This is a genomic window from Oryzomicrobium terrae (genome assembly GCF_008274805.1).
GTDB lineage: Bacteria > Pseudomonadota > Gammaproteobacteria > Burkholderiales > Rhodocyclaceae > Oryzomicrobium > Oryzomicrobium terrae.
In genome coordinates, this window is record NZ_CP022579.1 from 2,232,456 (window position 1) to 2,250,659 (window position 18,204).

Genomic DNA, 18,204 nt, shown 5'->3' on the forward strand with positions numbered 1-18,204 from the left:
GATCCCACGAGGCTGCCCATGCCTGCCCTGACAACTCCTTCCCTGCCTTCCCTGTGGTCGGCCACCGCCACGCCGCCGCCCCCAACCCAACCCCTCGACCACGATGCGGTGGCCGATGTGGCCATCATCGGCGCCGGTTATGCCGGCCTGTCCGCCGCCCTGCACCTGGCCGAAGCGGGCCGGCACGCGGTGGTGCTGGAGGCTGTCGAGATCGGCCACGGCGGTGCCGGGCGCAACAACGGCATGGTCATCCCTGCCCTGACCCGGGCCTACCCGGCCGACCTGCGCGCTCGCTTCGGCATCGTGCGGGGCGATCGGCTGGCACGGCTGGTGGCCGGCTCCGCCGCCTTCACTTTCGACTTGATCCGCCGTCACCAGATTGCCTGCGACGCGGTGCAGACCGGCTGGACCCAGCCCGCCCATTCCCCCGGCCGGGCCCGCTTGGCCCGGGACCGTTTCGAGCAGTGGCAAGCCCTGGGGGCCGACGTGGCCTACCTGGACCGAAACGAAACCGCCACTCTGAGCGGCTCGCCCCTCTACCACGGCGCCTGGCTGGCCCGGAGCGGCGGCCACGTCAATCCGCTCAAGCTGGTACGCGGTCTGGCCGGCGCTGCCCAGGCCGCCGGGGCAACGATCCACACCCAATCACCAGTCACCGCCGTGGCCCGGGACGGTGAGGGCTGGCGCCTCGCCACCCCCAGCGGCTCGCTGCGCGCCGCCAAGGTGATCGTCGCCACCGACGCCTACAGCGACAATCTGTTCCCACAATTGCGCCGCTCGATCGTGCCGGTGCGCTTCTTCCAGCTCGCCACCGCCCCCCTGCCCGAGGCGGTGCGCCGTCAGGTGCTGCCCGGCTGCCAGGCCCTCTCCGATACCCACGCCGATATGTACTTCGTCCGTCCCACGGTGGACGGAAGGCTGGTGAGCGGCGGCGCCCTGGTCCTCAACCACCGCTGGCAACCGCGCCTGGCCCGGCACGTGGCCGGCCGGCTGGCCCGCATGTTCCCGGCCCTGGGGCCCTCGGTGAGTTTCGACTACGCCTGGGACGGCCATGTGGCCATCACCACCGACTTCCTGCCCCGCCTGCACGAACTGGCCCCGGGCATCGTCACCGTGGCCGGCTACAACGGCCGGGGCGTGGCCCTGGCCACCGCCAGCGGCAAGGTCCTGGCCGACGCCGTGTTGGCGGGCGGCTCCTCGGCGGACCTGGCCGACCTGGACATTCCCCTCACTCCCCTGGCCCCGATTCCCCTGCACGGGGCGCTGACCCGGGTCGCCTCGCTTGAATTACTGCGTTACCGCTGGCGCGATACCCAGGAAGTTGCCGCATGAACACCACCATCCTCCCCCGCATCCCCCCCGCCGTCGCCGCCCTGGGCGAAGCCATGCGCGGCTGGCGCCATCACCTGCACGCCCATCCGGAAACCGCCTTCGAAGAAGTGCAGACCAGCGCCTACGTGGCCGAACTGCTGAAGAGCTTTGGCATAGAGGTGCACACCGGCATCGCCAAGACCGGCGTGGTCGGGGTCATTCCGGGCAAGGCCCCGGGCCCCTGGGTGGGCCTGCGCGCCGACCTGGACGCCCTGGACATCCCGGAAGCCAACGACTTCGACCACCGCTCCCGCCACCCGGGCAAGATGCACGCCTGCGGCCACGACGGCCACACCGCCATGCTGCTCGGCGCCGCCAGGTACCTGGCCGAAACTCGGGACTTCACCGGCACCGTGGCGGTGATCTTCCAGCCGGCAGAAGAAAACGAGGGCGGCGGCCGGGCCATGGTGGAAGACGGCCTGTTCGAGCGCTTTCCCATTGAATCGGTGTACGGCCTTCACAACTGGCCCGGCCTGGAAGCTGGCCGCTTCGCCATCAGAGCCGGGGCCCAGATGGCCTCCTACGACATCTTCGAGATCACCCTGGAAGGCCAGGGCGCCCACGCCGCCATGCCCCACCTGGGACGCGATTCCATGGTGGCCGCCGGCCAGCTGGTGGGCGCCCTACAAACCATCGCCAGCCGCGACACCAACCCCCTGGATTCGGTGGTGGTCAGCGTCACTCAGATCCACGGCGGCGACACCTGGAACGTGCTACCCCAGAGCGCCGTGCTGCGCGGCACCGTGCGCGCCTTCTCCCCGGAGGTGCAGAACCTGGTGGAGCGGCGCATCAACGAGATCGCCCAGGGCATCGCCGCCACCTTCGGTATAGCCGCCCGGGTACGCTACGAGCGACGCTACCCGCCCACGGTGAACGCCGCGGAACCGGCCCGTCTGGCGGCGGCCGCCGCCACCGCCCTGGTGGGCGAGGCGGCCGTAGATACGTCCCCCGGCCCGGCCATGGTGGCCGAGGACTTCGCCTTCCTCCAGCAAGCCCGCCCCGGCGCCTACATCTGGCTAGGCGCCGGCCCCGGTCGCCTCGGCTGCCTGCTGCACAACCCAGGCTACGACTTCAACGACGAAATCCTGACCTTGGGAGCGAGTTATTGGGTGGAGGTAGTGCGACGGGTGTTGGGAGAGGCAAAGAGCTAAAGCGCGGCGTTGGCCGCAAGCCGATGAGCGCCTTGATCGAAGCCGCCCGCCTCAAGGGCCACCAGGCCGTGGCCGGCAGGTCCGTCCGGGCCCAAGTATCCCGCCCTCGCCATTTTTGCACCTTCCCCGCTGTGCCCCACCCCACCACCCCCATCTACCGGACTCGGTTGCCGCCCGGTGCCGCAGCACCTGACGGTGATACCCCGCGGAACACCGCGCCAGTTGGGCATCTTCAGGCAGGCATGGCTAAACTCAAGGATCGGCGCGGGTTTTCACAGGCACCCCGTGAAGGTCCGCGCCAGTCCTAGGGTTTAGAGGCATGGAGTTTGGCCCGGCGAGATCGGACAGCAACATCGGACGCCGCGCAGGAACGCGCCGACCTCATGGGATCGTGGCGACGCCCGGCTGGGCAGCGAGGGCATGATTTCCTGGCCGTGATGAATCTCCTCGGTCCCGGCGGGCGGCGGTGATAAGGTCAGGCTATTCTGCTTTTCCCGCATCCTCCTTGCCCGAAGGTCAGCCGCCATGCTCTCGCCCACGCCCCTGGAAAACGCCGTCTGGCGCTTGCTCCCCCAGGCCCTGGCATGGGTGGACGTGGCATCCCTGACCATCGCCAGCGCCAACCCGGCCGCCGAGCAGTTGTTCGCCAGCACCGGCCTGACGGTGCCCGGCGCCGCCCTGCTCGAACTGTTCCACCCGATCGACAGCAGCCACTTCGTTGCCGCGATGCACCTGGGCAATGCCGGCCCGGAACAGGTCGTGCATCTGCCCGGGGGCCGGGTAGCCACCGCCCGCTGGCTGGGCACCACGCCCGAGCCGCCCCGCACCCTCGCCCTGCTCCTCGTCACGCCGGACACCCAGGCGCCCGCCTCGGTGGATGAGGCCACCCAGCTGGCCTGGGCCTTCGACGCCCTGCACGGCGCCACGGCACGGGCGATCCAGGCCCAGAACGAGGCGGAATTCCTGGCCGCCAGCTGCGCCGGCATCACCGCCCAGGGGCGCTATCCCCTGGCCTGGATCGGCCTGGCGGCGGACGACGAACAGAAGCGGGTGACGGTTGCCGCCAGCGCCGGGACGGCCAGCCATTACCTGGACGGCATGGAATTCAGCTGGGGCGACAATCCCCACGGCCACGGGCCCACCGGCCAGGCCATCCGCAGCGGCAAGACCCAGCTCAACAACCAGGCCAGCTACAACCCGGCCTTTGCGCCGTGGAAAGCCCGGGCCGCCGGCTACGGCCTGGCGGCCTCGATCTCGGTGCCCCTGACCCTGGACGGTCGTGTCGTCGGTGCGCTGATGGTCTATTCCCGCGAGGTGAACGCCTTCGGCGCTACGGAAGTGCGCCTCTTCGAGCAACTGGCCCAGTATCTGGAACTGGCCCTGAGCGGATTTCGCGCCCGGGAGGCACTGCAAGCCGAGGCCGCCTTGCGCGCGACCGCGGCGGCCAAGCTGGAGCAAATCCTCGAACAGGCCATCGAAACCCTGTCGGAAACCCTGGCCGAGCGCGACCCCTACACCGTCGGCCACCAGCTCGAGGTGGCCGAGATTTCACTGAAGATCGCCCGGCACATGGGCTTGAGCGAAGAACGCTGCCACGCCCTGCGCCTGGCGGCGGTCGTCCACGACGTGGGCAAGATCCGCATTCCCATCGAGCTGCTGACCAAGCCCACCGTGCTGCGCCCCCAGGAAATGGCGGTGCTGCGCCAGCACGTCCAGGCCACCATCGACATCCTGGGCAAGATCGACTGGCCCTGGCCCCTCAAGGAAATCGCCGGCCAGCACCACGAGCGCCTCGACGGCAGCGGCTACCCGGCCGGCCTCAAGGGCGACGAGATCATGCTCGAAAGCCGCATCCTGGCGGTGGCCGACACCATCGAATCCATGTCCGCCAGCCGCCCCTACCGCCCGGCCAAGGGCCTGCCGGCGGCCCTGGCCGAAATCGCCGCGCACCAGGGCACCAAATACGACGCCGAGGTGGTTCAGGCCGCCCTGGCCGTGATGCGCCCCGAGCTGGCCGCGCCCGATCGCGGGGAGGCCTGATCCAATGCTGGCCCACCACTTCTTCGAGCTGATCAGCGTCCCCGTCCTGCTGTTCGCCATCTTCGTCCTGGCCGATTCGTTCTCGCCGCGCCTGCCCGCCTGGCTGCCGCGCTACTGGGTGCAAGTCGCCGTCTATGCCGTGCTGGCGGTGCTTTCCCTGCAGTTGAGCTTCAAGATCGACAACGGCGTATATATCGACACCCGCAACGGGGTGATGGCGGTGGCCACCATCGCCCTGGGGCCCCTAGGCGGCTTCATCGTCAGCCTGGCCGGCGCCGCCACCCGCCTGAACATGGGCGGGGGCGGCGCCATTCCCGGTTCCCTGAGCATCCTGAGCGCCTGGGCCCTGGCCACGCTGGTGCTGGCAGGGTATCGCCGTATCGCGCCCCACGGCCGGGCCACTGCCAGCCCCCTGGTGCTGCTGCTTGCCGGCATCGGCGGCGGCCTGGCCTCGATGGCCTCGCTGTCGTGGATCGCCTTCCACCGCGGCGAGAGCCCGGATTCGTCGTTGCTGACCATGGCCGCCACCGCCCAGGTGGTGAGCGCCCTGCTGCTGGGCGGATTGATCCACCTGACCGTCAGCCGCAGCGCCGCCCTGGCGGCGGGCCGTCAGGCCAATGCCTCGCTGCGCCAATCGCTGCGCCAAACCATCGGCTCCCTGGCCGCCGCGGCGTTGCACCGCGACCCGGCCTCGGCCACCCACCAGCAACGGGTGGCCCACCTGGCGGTGGCGGTGGGGCGCAAGCTCGGCCTGCCGGCCGAGCAGCTGGAAGGGCTAGAACTGGCCTGCCTGGTGCACGACGTCGGCCAGATCGAAGTCCCGGGCGAAATCCTCTCCCGTCCCGGCCCCCTGACCCCGGCCGAGTACGAGTTGATCAAGCTGCACTCGGTGATCGGCTACGAAATCCTCAAGGACGTGGATTTCCCCTGGCCGATTGCCGAAATCGTCTACCAGCACCACGAGAACCTGGACGGCACCGGCTATCCCCGAGGCCTGGCGGGCGAGGCGATTTGCCGGGAAGCGCGCATCCTGCGCGTCTGCGACATCGTCGAGTCGATGTCGTCCCACCGGGTCTTCCGCCCCGAGTTCGGTGCCGAGCGGGCCCTGCGTGAAATCGAGCGGATGGCCGGCAAGGAACTGGACCCCCAGGTGGTGGCGGCCTGCACCGCCCTGTTCCGGCAAGACCATTACACCCTGCCCAAACCCTGATCGCGGCACCTGCCTGGCCGCAAGGCTGACAGCAATAAAAAACGGCAAAGCCGCTTAGCCTTGCCGTTTTTTATTGCGCCAGGGCGCCGCTCAGGCGAGGAAGGTTTTCTGCTCCTTGAACAGCTTGCGCGCGTCGCTGTGGGCCTGGTCCAGGTTGCGCAGGGACGGGTCGTCGTCGTGGGGGCAGAAGTATTCCTTGTCCTGGGCGGCCATCACCAGGGCGATCGCCGCCTGGTCGCTCACGTCGTATTTCTCGGTGATGAGGGTGGTCACTTCGTCCAGGTACTCTTCGTAGGTCATGGGGCGTGGGGGCATGGGCGCGGCTCGGGCAAGATGAAGGGTAAGGGCACCGGCGCAATAGCAGGGTTGCAGCAGGCGCCATGGCCGGCATTATCCCCCGGCAGGGGCGTGGTCGCGGGGCAGGCCGCCCAGGCGGGGCGAAGCGTCGATAAAAAGGGATACGTCGATAAGGCGATGGGACGCTGGCGGGATGAAAAAAACGGCAAGGTCGGAAACCTTGCCGTTTTTTCTACCGCAACCAGCCCGACTTACTTGGTGGTCACGTCGTAGGGATACGCCTTTTGGGCCACCCGGGATTCCTGCTGGCGCCGCAGTTCGTCCAGCGTCTGCGGACGATCCCACCACAGGGCGCGGCCCTTGGCCTGATCCTCGGCCCAGGCCGGATTCTTGGCCAGCGCCTCGTCGATGAACTTGGTGTGGTCAGACACGTAGTCGGAAACGACACGTCCCATGGTCTATCCCCTTGAGCGTCGAAAAAAGCGGGATTATACCGGCAGTTCACGCCATTTCCGGGACGACTACCAATCTGACCGCCCGGCCCCCACGTTCAGTGGAAGCTGATGGGTTGCGTCGCCCCCTCGCAGTAGTCGGACAGGAAAGCATCGATCTCGTCGCTATCGCCCTGCTGTTCAGTGACCACCTGGCGCATGGCGTCGTGAAAATGATCCGCCTGCACCCCCTGGATGAACATCATGCGGCCGGAGTCCTTCTCCACCAGTTCGTAACCGTGCTGGGCCACGTAGGACACCACTGCATAGTGCTCGCTGTTGAAGACCACTTTCATGTCGGCTCCTCTCTAAAACGACGGCTCAGTTCCCCAGATGGGGAGCGGAGTGTCGTTTTCAAGGGTTCGGACTTTTCCCGCCGGGAAAAGTGCCGAGGCGCCGTTAGGAAAAACGTACCTATTTGTCGCCGGACGTAACGGCGGCATCGCCGCCAGCCGCCGCCGCAGCGGCCAGGGCCTGGGCTTCCGCCTCCTCGTCGGCCTTGGCGGCAGCCCGCTCGGCCCGCCAGGCCTCGACGTAGGCGGACAGGTCCTCGGCGATGCCCAGGCGCTCGCGCTGTTCCTTCCAGAACGACCACATGTTGCAGAACAGGGCGCCCTGCTCCAGGGCGTCGTCCAGGGCCACGTGGGTGTGGGGAAAATCCTCAAACCAGGCCTGGGGCAGGCGCGGCTTGACCGTCTTGCGATAAGGCAGGCCGGTGATGCTCATGGCGAAGGTCTTGATGTCGAGGGCCGACCAGGAGAACGGACAGCGGCCGGCAAAGCGCATCAGGTACCAGAACATGTAGGTGAAGTCGAAACCGGCCGGGTAGGCGACGAACACCGGCTTGCCCGGCAGCTCCTCGACCCACTTGGCGTACTCGGGCATCACCTCTTCCGGCGGGCGGATGTTCTCCCGGTGGGCGGCCCAGGCCTCGGGCTCGGTCTTCCACCAGCGCATGGTTTCCGGGTGGCCGGCGGCGCCGGGGAGCAGCTCCAGGTTGGCGCTGTAGGTGGCGATCAGCTCCTTCTCCTGGGTGTAGACCGCCGAGGCGAAGGACAACATGGAATGGGGACCGGGGATGGGGCCGTCCGCCTCCACGTCGGTACTGACGAAAATCTCTGCCATGAAAAAACGCCCTTGAATCGTTGCTGTTGCAAGGGCGCCATTGTAAGGGACGGCGGGGCGGATCGCCCCGGCCCACGACTAGAACTGGAAGGACATGCCGCCGACGAAGGCGCGGCTGGCCACCAGCTGGATGCCGTTCACGTTGCGGTAAACCGGCAGCTGCACATAGCCGTAGAGCTGGACGGTCTTGGCGGCGGCGTAGCTCAGGCCCGGACTGACGAACGCGTACTTGCCGCCGGACAGGGCCGGCTCGGCGTTCGCGCCCCGGTCATGATCCTTGCGCAGGGCGTTGATCTGCAGGGTGGCGGACAGATCGCCGGCCACGGACTGGTTGTAGCCCAGGGTGACGGCGGTCTGGCTGCCCGGGCGAAACGCGTCCTGGGTCAGGGCCGCCTGCTGATAACTGACCTGGCCGAACCAGGCGGCACCGGGCGTAAGCCCCCGGTGGGTGTAATAGCCGCCGACGATCAGGTCGGTGCTGCCCGAGCCAGGCTGCAGAGCCCGTTCGGCGCGGCTGCCGTCGCCATTGCTGACGGTATGGCTGCCGGTGGACAGCTTGACGCCGAACTGGACGCCGTAGCGGTTGAGCGGGTCGTCATCGTTGGTGACGCTGTAGTTGGCCAGGGCCTTCACGTCGCCCAGCCGGGTGAAATTCCACTTCTCGTAGGTGGCGTCCCCGGCCGGATCGGCCACGTGCTCGTGGAGGCGCTGCTGCACCGGGACCACGAAGGAGAAGCCCCAGGCATTGGAGGCGGTGTAGTCGTAGGTGGCGATCAGATTGCGATTGTTGGTGCGCTTTTCCAGGGCATCGCTGTCGTCATCGGCGGCGGAAACGCCGCGGGTGCCGCGCCACAAGCGGTTCTGGTTGATGGCCTCGTAACGCAGATCGAGACGGCTGCTGCCCGGTTCGGAGGGCACCCCTTGCATGGCCCAGTTGGTGTTCACCACACAAAAGGCCTGCCCGCAGGAGGCCTGGGCCATCCCGGCGACACCACCCAGCAGCAGGGCCAGGGCCAAGCGCGATCGAATTGATTCCATGGACATGCACAAACTCACAAAAGCACGAAACGGAGAGGCCCTCGGAGGGGCGGTCGCCGGACCTGTCCCACGACTCCCGGCCATTCTAGGCAGTGCCGTCCCGATTACTTTGATGCAGCTTAGAGTTTGACCGCGCCGGCCCGCCGCTTACAGGTCGAAGCGGAGTTCCGCATGGACGGTGCGCTGCGGGTAGGGGTGGGCGGCAAAGCTCTGGTAGTTGTTGAGGTTGTTAACCCCGGCGGAAGCGGTGACCTGCTTGGCGATCTTGTAATTCACCCGGGCATCGACGATGAAGAAGCTGCTCACCCCGCCATAGGTGCTGCCGTGAGTATCGCTGTTGTCCAGGTTGCCGTACTGCTTGCCGCTGTAGCGACCGGCCAGGGTGTAGGACAGGGCCGCACTCTGCCGCCAGGTGGCCACAAGGGTGGCGCGCCAGTCGGGGACCCGGGGCTGGTGCTTGCCCACCGTGGCCGGGTTCTTGCCGTTGCGCAGGATTTCGGAATCGGCGTAGGTGATACTGCCCATCAGGTCGAGGCCGCGCAGGCCGACGTCGCTGGCCTGCAGGGAGGTTTCCACCCCCTGGGTGCGCACCTGGTCGATGTTCTGGATGTTGGTGACGTTGGGAAAAACGGTGACGTTGGTCTGGCTGTAGAGGGCGTCGCGGACGTTCTCGTGGAACAGGGAGACGCGCCACAGGCCATTGTCGAAGGCCCGCTCGGCAGTGAGTTCGGAGGACAGGGCTTTTTCCGGCTTGAGGCTGGGGTCGTTGTTGACGATCGTGCCAGAGCTGATCGAGCCCTGGAACAGCTCCTGCACCGTCGGCATGCGGTAAGCCTGGCCGACGGAGGCGCGCAGCAGCCAGACCGGAGTGGCGGCGAAGCTGAGGGACAGCTTGGGCGAGAAGTGCCCCTCGTCCCGCTCGCCATGGTGGATGGTGGTGGTGGCATTGGCCGTGGCGCCATCGAAGGCACGCCAGCGCTCGTAGCGCCCGCCCAGCACCAGCTTCCAGTCCGGGGCGAAACGCCAGGCATCCTGCACGTAGAGGGCCTGGGTCTCGGTCTTGCCGGAAAAGGCCGAAGTGCGCTGGCCCAGGCTGCCGGTCAGCCAGTTGCTGGTGCTGTAGACCCGGCTGTCGAGCACGTAGCGGTCGTAGTGGTAGCCGAACTGCACCTGGTGGCTGCCCACCCCGGTGCCATTGGGGCGCCAGTCGCCCTTCAGGTCGAGGGTCTGCCAGCCGGTGCCGTCGCCCTTGGCGACCGTGCCGGCGCCGCCGTTCTGGGCCGCCGGCAGGGCCACCGAGGGGGCCCGGGTGTCGTCCTGGGCGATGTTGTACCAGCTGGCCACCGCCTCCCAGTCCCATTCGCCGCGGGTGTTGCTCTTCAGCCCCACGGCCTGCATCCAGTGCTCCTCGTTGCGCCGGCTCGGTTGGAACTGGCTGGCGTTGAGGGTGTAGCGCTTGCCGTCGATGTTCACGTTGCCGCTGTAGACCGGATTGCCGGTGGCATCGCGCAGGTAGCTCTGCACCGTCGAATCCGAATTGTTCTGCCACACGCCGACGGTGTAGAAGCCGCGCAGGGTTGGGGTGAAATCGTAGGCCAGCTTGAGCTTGGCGTTGTCCTGGACGGTGTGGTCGATGCTGGTGGCGCCGAAGATCACCCGGCCCTTGCCGGTGGGGTCGCTGTCCTTGTAGGCGCCGCTCACCACCTTGTCCCCTGCCCCGGCGGCGGTGGAGGACAGCCCGGCAGTGGCGAAGCTCATCGGATGACCCTTGGCGTCAATATGGTTGGCCGAGAACACCGCCGCCAGGTCGCCGGCCCGGCTACCCACCGTGGCATTGGCCTGGTAGCCCGGGTAGCTATCGTGGGTGCCGTAAAGGCCAAAGCGTTCGCTGAACATCTGGGCCTTGGCGTGGGCCTCGAACTTCTCCGGCAGGCGGGTCGTCATGAGCACCGTGGAGCCCAGGGAATTACCCGGCAGGGCGGCGGAGAACGGGCCGTAGATCACGTCCACCCGCTCGATTTCCTCCGGCGAGACCAGGCCCCAGCGCGGGGGGAAGTCGTAGCGGTTGCCGAGGAAGTTCGACAACAGCACGCCGTCCGCATAGACCAGGGTGCGAGCCGAGGCCAGGGTGCCCGAGGTGCGGTTGGCGACGATGCCGTTGCGGTCGCCCTCGTAGCGCTTGCGCACCTGCAGGCTGGGCAGGTAGCGCAGGATGTCGGCGGTATCGACCACGTTCACCTTTTCGGCGATCTCCGCCGCCGACATTCCCTCGGCAACTGCCGGCAGCTGACTGGGCAGACCGCCGAGGCGCGCTGCGGAACTGCCGCCGGCGCCGCCGCTGACCGTGACCTCGGCTAGTTCCTTTTCGTCCGCCCAGGCGGGGTGAGCCAGCCCGGCCAGGCCGGCGGCGACCCCCAGGGCGACAAGGGCACGGGCAACGGCGGCGGCCGCGGGGGTGGGGCGAAGGGGGCAAGACATGGTGGAAATCCCTGAGATGTTTTTTGTGCGGCTGCTGGATTCGGGGGCCTCGGGTTGGTTGTCCCGGTTCTGCGCTCTCTCGCCCGGACAATGGAGCGAAGCAGAGGCATAGAACGGATACGAATCGAACGCCCACGGTGATGCGCCGATTCAGCACCGATCCAGCGGCGCGGATGATGCGCGCCCGCTCCTGTGCCGGGAATGTGGCATTTTGTCGCGCCCGAGCCGCCCCCCGACGCTGCTAGGATGAGCGCCGTCATCCCTCGTTCCGGGCCTGGTGCGGTGGTTTCGCCCAGCCTCGGTAGCGGGTCGTCCGAATGCCTCGGCTCCCTCCAAAAAAGGGGCGCCGCGTTCCCCGAATTCCGTTTCACCCCGGAAGCACCACCCTGGTACCCCTGTCGGTCATGCCCGCCCTCGTCCTACCGCCTTCCCTCCCGCCGCACCTGCGACCCAGCCCGCTCACGGCAGTGCCACGCGTTGCCACCCTGCTGTCCGCCCTGTTCGCCGGCGCCCTTGCCATCACCCCAGCCCAGGCCCACGAGGGGCACGACCATGGCGCCGCGCCGGTCAGGAGCGCGAGCCCGGCCAAGGCCGCCCGCCCCCCGGTGGCGGTGGGTGCGGTCTTCGACGCCAGCGGTCGGTTGTGGCGGGTGCGGATCGCCCCGGAGCGGGAGGGCCGCCTGGTGGTGGATCATTCCGACGACCGTGGCGCCCACTTTTCCAACCCGGTGAACGTCAATGCCGCTCCGGAGCCGGTGGCCGCCGAGGGCGAGTTGCGCCCGCAAATTATCGTGGCCCTGCCCGACGGCGCACAGCGGCAGGCCGGGGATGCCGCCCGGGTCTGGGTGGCGTGGACCTCGCCCCTGGCCAGCGTGCCCTATGCCGGCCACGTGCGCTTCGCCCGTTCCAGTGACGGCGGACGCCATTTCGATGCGCCGCTGACGGTCAACGACGACCGGGCGCCGATCACCCACCGCTTCCAGACCCTGCACCGTAGCCCGGACGGGCGGCTTTTCCTGGCCTGGATCGACAAGCGCGAGGGCGAAGCCGCCAAGCGCCAGGGCCAGGCCTACCGGGGCGCAGCCATCTACTACGCCGAATCCCGGGACGACGGTGCCACCTTCAGCACCAATGCCCGTCACGCCGCCCATACCTGCGAATGCTGCCGCATCGCCCTGGCCGACGACCCCAGCGCCCCTGCCGGACTCGCGGCCAATCGCCCCCTCGCCCTGTGGCGCCACGTTTATAGCGACGCCCAGGGCAAGAGCCTGCGTGACCACGGCCTGGCGCCCCTGGGGGGCATCGCCGACGGTGCCGAGCCGCCCCGGGGCAGCGACGACCGCTGGCAGGTGGATGCCTGCCCGCACCATGGCCCGGCCCTGGCAGTGGCCGGCGATGGCACCCGCCACCTGGCCTGGTTCAACTTGGTCGGCGCCACGCCTGCCCTGCAATACCAGGCGCGCGGCCGCGACGGCGCTCCCCTCTTCCCGCCGCGCAAGGTCGGTGGCGACCTGGCCGCCCACCCGGCCCTGTTCGTACGCGACCGCCAGGTCTGGCTGGCCTGGAAGGAGTTCGACGGCCAGACCACTCGGGTCTTCGTCGAGCACTCCGCCGACGGCGGCCGCAGCTGGAGCGCCCCCCGGGCCCTGGCCACCAGCGACGGCGCCTCGGACCACCCCCAGTTGATCGACGACCGGGGCCGCCCCTACCTGTCGTGGAATACCCTCCAGGAAGGCTATCGCCTGGTGGCCCTGGAGGAATCCTCTGCCGCCACGCCCACCGCCCCGCTGACCGCAGCGACTGTCCCCCCAGACAACACCCGATGAACGCCCTCTTCCCCCGCTGCGGCATTACCCTGCGCCGCTTCTGGCTCGCCACCCTGCTCACCCTTACCGCCCTGCCCGCCCTGGCAGGCACCCTGACCCCTCTGCAGGCCGGCGATTACGCCCGGCTCAAGGCGACGCGCAGCGGCAAGCCTTTCGTCGTCACTCTGTGGGGCGTCGATTGCCCCTACTGCAAGGGTAACCTGGCCATGCTGGCCGCCGCGGCCAAGAGCAATCGCAAGCTCGACCTGGTGGTGATCGCCACCGATACCCTGGCGGAAGCGGATGCCATCGCGCCCTTGCTGCGCCAGGCCGGTCTGGCCGAGCGACGCACCTGGGTGTTCGGCGACGCCGCCCCGGAACGGCTGCGCTTCGAAATCGACCGCCAATGGCGCGGCGAAATGCCCCGCACCTACCTGTTCGACGCCGATCATCAGGTCACGGCGGTCAGCGGCGCCCTGAGCGAGGACGAGCTCCGTCAATGGCAGCGGCGTAACGGCCTCGACTAAGCCGGACCTATCCCCCTGGCGTGCTTGCCGACGGCCGGCGGGCCCCCGCTTGCCTGCCGAGGTATTCGATCCACATGGACAGCCCCCGGTCGACCTCCCTAAGATAGCCCCCTTGCCGCATGCGCGTCTGTGTGCCGGGGCCGCCAGACCGGCCGCCGTCCAACGAGGGGATTCCGTTGCACCGAGAAGAAAACATTCAAACCGGCGGCGCCAACCGCTTCGGCTGGGGGCTGCGTGCCCGCACCGCGGCGCTGCTGTTTGGTCTGGCTGGCACCCTGGTCGCCGCCGGATTGATCATGGGCTACCACGTCACCAATGACATCCGCAGCCATTTCGGCGCCGCCTTCGCCCGCAACAACGCCCTGCTGACCCAGCAGCGCATCCTGTCCCTGCTCGGTCGCGAATTGGCCTTGGCCCAGCGCCTGGCCGATTCGGACCTGCTGCATGAGTGGATCGAGGACGAGGGGAACGCGGAAAAACGGCAGCGTTTCTTCCGCGACGGCGACAGCTACCGCCGCGGCTTTTCCGACCAGAGCTTCTTTCTCGCCAGCGCCCTGTCCGGCAACTACTACCAGAGCGACGCCGACGCCGGCCTGAGTGCCAAGCCCCGCTACACCCTGCACCCGAACGCGGCCGACGACGCCTGGTTCTACGCCACCCTGGAGAAGGTCAAGGACTACGCCATCAACGTCAATCCCGACGAAAAGCTGCGGGTCACCAAAGTGTGGGCCAACGTCGTGGTGCGCAACCGGGAAGGCCGGCCGATCGGCCTGGCCGGCACCGGCTTCGAGTTCTCCCGCTTTCTCCAGGAATTCGTCGCCTCAGGGGAACCGGGGCTGACCACCCTGATCGTCAACCGGGCCGGCACCATCGTTGCCCACCCCGACCCGGCCATGATCGAGTACGCCGCCGTCAGCAAGGCCACCTCGGAAAAAAGCATCTTTCACCTGATCCGCGACGAGGAGGAGCGCCAAGCCCTGCGCACCGCCCTGGCGGAAAGCGCCAGCCACGTGGAGCAGGCGACCACCCTGACGGCCCACCTGGACGGCCAGAAGCGTCTTCTCGCCCTGGCCTACATCCCGTCCCTGGATTGGACGGTGATCACCACGGTGGACCTGGCGGCGAGCAAGGTGCTCGACCAGGGCCTCATCGCTGGGGTGGCAATCGGCGGCACCGTCCTGCTGCTCCTCATCTTCGCCCTGACCACGGTCGGCTTCGACCGCCTGGTGCTGCTGCCCCTGGCCCGGCTCACCGAATCGGTGCGGCAGATCGCCAGCGGACGCTACGACGTGCGGCTGCGCTCCCGGCGGCGCGACGAGATCGGCGAATTGACCCGGGCCTTCGACACCATGGCCCAGCAGGTGCGCGCCCATACCGAAGACCTGGAGCGGCGCGTCGCCGAGCGCACCGCGGATCTGGCCGATGCCAACCGGCAAATGGCCGAGACTCACCGCAAGCTGACCGACAGCATTCGCTACGCCAGCCTGATCCAGAGCGCCATCCTGCCCGACCGGGAACTGGCCCAGGCCTTCCACGGCGAATACTTCGTCCTCTGGCTGCCCCGGGATGTGGTGGGGGGCGACCTTTATCTGTACCGGGCCAACGCCGACGGCTGCCTGTTCGGCGTGGTCGATTGCGCCGGCCACGGCGTGCCCGGTGCCTTCATGACCATGATCGCCCACGCCGCCATCGGCGTGGCCGCCACCGACACACCCTGGGACGACCCGGCCGCCCTGCTCGCCCGTACCGACGAGGTGGCGCGGACCATGCTCCCCAGCGACAACCGCTTCGGCCAGATCGCCACCAACATGGACATGGGCCTGTGCTACGTGGACCTGCGCCGCCGGGTGGTGCGCTTCGCCGGCGCCAAGCTGTCCCTGTTCTGGAGCGACGGCAGCCAGTGCCACGAAATCCGCGGTCAGCGCCGCGGCGTCAACGACCGCAAGCCCGGCACCTACGAGAACAGCGAAGTCGGCCTCCAGGCCGGCCGCACCTTCTACCTGGCCACCGACGGCATCCTCGACCAGGCCGGGGGCGAACACGGCTACGGCTTCGGCGAGCGGCGCTTCACCGAGTGGGTGCAGGCCAACGCCGATGCGCCCTTGGGCGAACAGCGCGACCGTCTGGCCGCCTATCTGGAGCGCTACCGGGGCGCCCTCCCCCAGCGTGATGACATCACCGTGATGGCGTTCCGCTTCGATGATCAGCCGTAACCATTAAAATAGCCTCCCCCACTGGAGAACCCATGGAGCAACTCGACGTTTTTTCCCTGCGCGAGATATTCAATCGCCAGAAGATCATGCTCTGCTTCAACGGGCCGTTCACCGCGACCCTGATCGAAGAGATCGGCAAAGCCCTGCGCAACCACATGGAAGGCTTGCAAGAGTCCCCCTCGTCGGTCTCGGACGTGTTTTCGGTGTATATCGAACTGACGCAAAACATTCGCCGCTACACCTTGCTCAAGGAGTTGCAGGAGCACGCTGCCACCTCCACCATCGTGGTTTCCCATGACGACGAGGGCCGCTATGTGGTCAGCGCCGGCAACGTGGTCAGCGCCTCGGACGGGGCCAGCCTGGCAGCGCGTATCGCCGCCCTGGCCAAGCTCGACAAGAACGAACTGAAGGCTGCCTTCAAGGCCCAACTGCGCCAGCCCCGGGACGAGCTGAGCAACAACAGCGCCGGCCTGGGTTTGATCGACATGGCCCGCAAGGCTTCCCAGCCCCTGATCTGCTCCCTGCGCCCGATCGACGGCGAATGGTCCTTCTTCAGCCTGCGCGTAGTGCTATAAAAATGACAAATCTCAACATCACCGAAACCAGTTCCACCCCGGCCATCGAGGCCGACTGGCAGGCCGGCGTCATCCGGATGAAGGGGGATTCCTACCCGGAGAATTCCTTCGAGCTGTTTCAGCCGGTCGTGGACTGGGTCAGCCAGTTCCTCCGCGAAGCAAAGCGCCCGCTGCGCCTCGAACTCGACCTGCTCTACCTCAACACCAGCAGCATCCGCGCCCTGATGGACATTCTCGACATGTTCGAGGAAGCCCACAGGAAAGGCACAGAAGTCAGCGCGGTGTGGCGCTACGATGCGGCCAACGAGCGGGTCGGCCAGCTGGCCGAGGAGTTCAAGGAAGACTGCACCTTCGCCTTCGACATCACCGCCAAGGCTTGAACCGTGTCCAGCCGATCAGAGGAAACCGAGTTCGACGAACGCATCGAGGCACTGCTGCGGGCGGCCGAGCACGGCAATCCGCTCCTACCCGCCTTCGAAGAACTGTTCGATCGCTACCGGGCGCAGCAGCGCCTGCTCGATCGGCTGACCCGCATTTCCGACCACTTCCAGCAGGCCGAGCGGGATCGGGGACTGAACTACGTCGACCGCTACCAGCGCAAGGTGCGCCAGATCGAAAAGATCGTGCGCATCAGCGACCGCTACCAGTCGATGCTGCGGGAGCTGAACGACCGCCTGCACCTGATCTCGACCCGGGACGAGCTGACCGGCCTGCCCAACCGCCGCTACCTGCTGGAACGCCTCGACACCGAGATCAGCCAGGTGGCGCGCAACGGCGGCACCTTCTCGGTGGGCCTGGCCGACATCGATCACTTCAAGGCCGTCAACGACACCCGGGGCCATGCCGCCGGCGATGCGGTGCTGGCCCATACCGCCCGCTGCATCCAGGAAAGCATCCGCGATTACGATGTCTGCGCCCGCTGGGGTGGCGAAGAATTCCTCATTCTTTTCCCCCAGTGCGGGGTCGCCGATGCCCTCAGGCTAGCCGAGCGGGTGCGCCACGTGGTCGAGGACCAGACCCGGGCCCTGGGCCTCTCTCCGGTCATCACCCTGAGCATCGGCATCACGGAGTTCCGTCCCAGTGAAACGGTGGATGCCATGCTCCGGCGGGCCGACGAGGCCCTCTACCGGGCCAAGGAATCGGGGCGCAACTGCACCGTCAGCGCCGACCAAGCCGACCGCCCCCGCGCCCCCTGAATCCGTAGCGCGGCCGGCAACCGCCCCGCCGCGAGGGCGCCTTGCACAGATTCCCTTGGCGCGCCCCCACCCTCCATCCACAATGGTGCGAACGATGGAGGGATTTTCCATGGCCAAGCGCAAACTCCCCCTGGGCCGGGTCTACGGCCTGCTCGAACCCGGGCCAGTGGTCCTGCTCAGCACCTGGGACGGCGAGCGGGCCAACGTCATGGCCATGTCCTGGCACACCATGATGGAGTTCGAGCCGCCCTTGGTGGGCTGCGTGGTCAGCGGCCGGGACCATTCCTTCGCCGCTCTCTGCGACACGGGCGAATGCGTCATCAACATCCCCACCGTCGCGCTGGCCAAACAGGTGGTCGGCTGCGGCAATACCACGGGCAGCGACACCGACAAGTTCACCCGCTTCGGCCTCACCGTCAGCCCGGCCAAACAGGTATCCCCCCCCCTGATCGACCAGTGCTATGCCAATCTGGAATGCACCATCGCTGATCGCCAACTGGTGGAGCGCTACAATTTCTTCGTGCTTGAAGTGGTCCAGGCCTGGATCGACCCGGCCGTCAAAGACCCGCGCACCCTGCACCACCGGGGCCACGGCGCCTTCATGGTGGCGGGCGAGACGATCAAACTGCGCTCGCGCATGAAGTAGATCGAGCGGCCAGGATCGCCCCGCCCGATAAGGCTGGACAG

The 18,204-nt window shown here is 67.8% G+C and carries 17 protein-coding genes; 11 read left to right on the forward strand and 6 right to left on the reverse strand.

Features of this window, described 5'->3' with window-relative positions; genetic code table 11:
* Positions 1-18: 18 nt before the first annotated feature.
* The 4 genes from OTERR_RS10155 to OTERR_RS10170 all read left to right on the forward strand — a co-directional run bounded on the left by OTERR_RS10155 (position 19) and on the right by OTERR_RS10170 (position 5,772).
* The gene (locus OTERR_RS10155; protein WP_149425676.1) at positions 19-1,332 is read left to right on the forward strand and encodes an NAD(P)/FAD-dependent oxidoreductase; all 1,314 of its coding nucleotides are present in this window, start codon (positions 19-21) and stop codon (positions 1,330-1,332) included.
* Entirely contained in the window at positions 1,329-2,522 is a 1,194-nt protein-coding gene (locus tag OTERR_RS10160; RefSeq protein ID WP_149425677.1) for a M20 aminoacylase family protein, read from the forward strand. The genes OTERR_RS10155 and OTERR_RS10160 overlap by 4 nt, the downstream gene beginning before the upstream one ends.
* A gap of 525 nt (positions 2,523-3,047) precedes the next feature.
* Entirely contained in the window at positions 3,048-4,562 is a 1,515-nt protein-coding gene (locus OTERR_RS10165; RefSeq protein WP_149425678.1) for an HD domain-containing phosphohydrolase, read from the forward strand.
* A gap of 4 nt (positions 4,563-4,566) precedes the next feature.
* Positions 4,567-5,772, forward strand: coding sequence for an HD domain-containing phosphohydrolase (locus OTERR_RS10170; protein ID WP_149425679.1), 1,206 nt, complete (start codon positions 4,567-4,569; stop codon positions 5,770-5,772).
* A gap of 90 nt (positions 5,773-5,862) precedes the next feature.
* Here the strand turns inward: OTERR_RS10170 and OTERR_RS10175 are convergent, their stop codons facing one another.
* The 6 genes from OTERR_RS10175 to OTERR_RS10200 all read right to left on the reverse strand — a co-directional run bounded on the left by OTERR_RS10175 (position 5,863) and on the right by OTERR_RS10200 (position 11,201).
* Positions 5,863-6,087, reverse strand: a complete 225-nt coding sequence (locus tag OTERR_RS10175; RefSeq protein ID WP_246154122.1) for a hypothetical protein — start codon at positions 6,085-6,087, stop codon at positions 5,863-5,865.
* Positions 6,088-6,320: 233 nt separating this feature from the next.
* Complete coding sequence (locus OTERR_RS10180; RefSeq protein WP_054621431.1) at positions 6,321-6,524, reverse strand: DUF3460 family protein; 204 nt, start codon at positions 6,522-6,524, stop codon at positions 6,321-6,323.
* 95 nt (positions 6,525-6,619) lie between these two features.
* Positions 6,620-6,856, reverse strand: a complete 237-nt coding sequence (locus OTERR_RS10185; protein ID WP_054621432.1) for a DUF3567 family protein — start codon at positions 6,854-6,856, stop codon at positions 6,620-6,622.
* Between the two features lie 118 nt (positions 6,857-6,974).
* Entirely contained in the window at positions 6,975-7,685 is a 711-nt protein-coding gene (locus OTERR_RS10190; RefSeq protein ID WP_054621433.1) for a 3'-5' exonuclease family protein, read from the reverse strand.
* A 78-nt stretch (positions 7,686-7,763) separates the two neighbouring features.
* Positions 7,764-8,729 (reverse strand): hypothetical protein, encoded by a 966-nt coding sequence (locus OTERR_RS10195; RefSeq protein ID WP_149425680.1) that lies wholly within the window; start codon positions 8,727-8,729, stop codon positions 7,764-7,766.
* 141 nt (positions 8,730-8,870) lie between these two features.
* Entirely contained in the window at positions 8,871-11,201 is a 2,331-nt protein-coding gene (locus tag OTERR_RS10200; protein WP_149425681.1) for a TonB-dependent receptor, read from the reverse strand.
* A 467-nt stretch (positions 11,202-11,668) separates the two neighbouring features.
* Between OTERR_RS10200 and OTERR_RS10210 the strand changes: the two genes are divergently transcribed.
* From OTERR_RS10210 to OTERR_RS10240, 7 genes are all read left to right on the forward strand, one after another.
* Positions 11,669-13,027: a sialidase family protein gene (locus OTERR_RS10210; protein WP_187775215.1), complete on the forward strand. Its 1,359-nt coding sequence runs from the start codon at positions 11,669-11,671 to the stop codon at positions 13,025-13,027.
* Complete coding sequence (locus OTERR_RS10215) at positions 13,024-13,533, forward strand: TlpA disulfide reductase family protein (protein ID WP_149425684.1); 510 nt, start codon at positions 13,024-13,026, stop codon at positions 13,531-13,533. The genes OTERR_RS10210 and OTERR_RS10215 overlap by 4 nt, the downstream gene beginning before the upstream one ends.
* Positions 13,534-13,709: 176 nt before the next feature.
* Positions 13,710-15,746, forward strand: a complete 2,037-nt coding sequence (siaA, locus tag OTERR_RS10220; protein ID WP_054621438.1) for a biofilm regulation protein phosphatase SiaA — start codon at positions 13,710-13,712, stop codon at positions 15,744-15,746.
* Between the two features lie 32 nt (positions 15,747-15,778).
* A complete protein-coding gene (gene siaB, locus OTERR_RS10225; protein ID WP_054621439.1) occupies positions 15,779-16,321 on the forward strand; it encodes a biofilm regulation protein kinase SiaB in 543 nt (180 codons plus the stop codon).
* Between the two features lie 2 nt (positions 16,322-16,323).
* Positions 16,324-16,701, forward strand: a complete 378-nt coding sequence (gene siaC / locus OTERR_RS10230) for a biofilm regulation phosphoprotein SiaC (protein WP_054621440.1) — start codon at positions 16,324-16,326, stop codon at positions 16,699-16,701.
* A 3-nt stretch (positions 16,702-16,704) separates the two neighbouring features.
* Positions 16,705-17,517 (forward strand): biofilm regulation diguanylate cyclase SiaD, encoded by an 813-nt coding sequence (siaD, locus tag OTERR_RS10235; RefSeq protein ID WP_149425685.1) that lies wholly within the window; start codon positions 16,705-16,707, stop codon positions 17,515-17,517.
* Between the two features lie 109 nt (positions 17,518-17,626).
* The gene (locus OTERR_RS10240; RefSeq protein ID WP_149425686.1) at positions 17,627-18,163 is read left to right on the forward strand and encodes a flavin reductase family protein; all 537 of its coding nucleotides are present in this window, start codon (positions 17,627-17,629) and stop codon (positions 18,161-18,163) included.
* Positions 18,164-18,204: the final 41 nt, after the last annotated feature.

Coding starts and splice junctions, on each gene's coding strand:
- OTERR_RS10240 (WP_149425686.1), top strand. CDS start 17,627: ATGGCCAAGCGCAAACTCCCCCTGGGCCGGGTCTACGGCCTGCTCGAA.
- OTERR_RS10160 (WP_149425677.1), top strand. CDS start 1,329: ATGAACACCACCATCCTCCCCCGCATCCCCCCCGCCGTCGCCGCCCTG.
- OTERR_RS10185 (WP_054621432.1), bottom strand. CDS start 6,856: ATGAAAGTGGTCTTCAACAGCGAGCACTATGCAGTGGTGTCCTACGTG.
- OTERR_RS10190 (WP_054621433.1), bottom strand. CDS start 7,685: ATGGCAGAGATTTTCGTCAGTACCGACGTGGAGGCGGACGGCCCCATC.
- OTERR_RS10215 (WP_149425684.1), top strand. CDS start 13,024: ATGAACGCCCTCTTCCCCCGCTGCGGCATTACCCTGCGCCGCTTCTGG.
- siaB (WP_054621439.1), top strand. CDS start 15,779: ATGGAGCAACTCGACGTTTTTTCCCTGCGCGAGATATTCAATCGCCAG.
- OTERR_RS10200 (WP_149425681.1), bottom strand. CDS start 11,201: ATGTCTTGCCCCCTTCGCCCCACCCCCGCGGCCGCCGCCGTTGCCCGT.
- OTERR_RS10175 (WP_246154122.1), bottom strand. CDS start 6,087: ATGCCCCCACGCCCCATGACCTACGAAGAGTACCTGGACGAAGTGACC.
- siaC (WP_054621440.1), top strand. CDS start 16,324: ATGACAAATCTCAACATCACCGAAACCAGTTCCACCCCGGCCATCGAG.
- OTERR_RS10180 (WP_054621431.1), bottom strand. CDS start 6,524: ATGGGACGTGTCGTTTCCGACTACGTGTCTGACCACACCAAGTTCATC.
- OTERR_RS10195 (WP_149425680.1), bottom strand. CDS start 8,729: ATGTCCATGGAATCAATTCGATCGCGCTTGGCCCTGGCCCTGCTGCTG.
- OTERR_RS10170 (WP_149425679.1), top strand. CDS start 4,567: ATGCTGGCCCACCACTTCTTCGAGCTGATCAGCGTCCCCGTCCTGCTG.
- OTERR_RS10165 (WP_149425678.1), top strand. CDS start 3,048: ATGCTCTCGCCCACGCCCCTGGAAAACGCCGTCTGGCGCTTGCTCCCC.
- OTERR_RS10155 (WP_149425676.1), top strand. CDS start 19: ATGCCTGCCCTGACAACTCCTTCCCTGCCTTCCCTGTGGTCGGCCACC.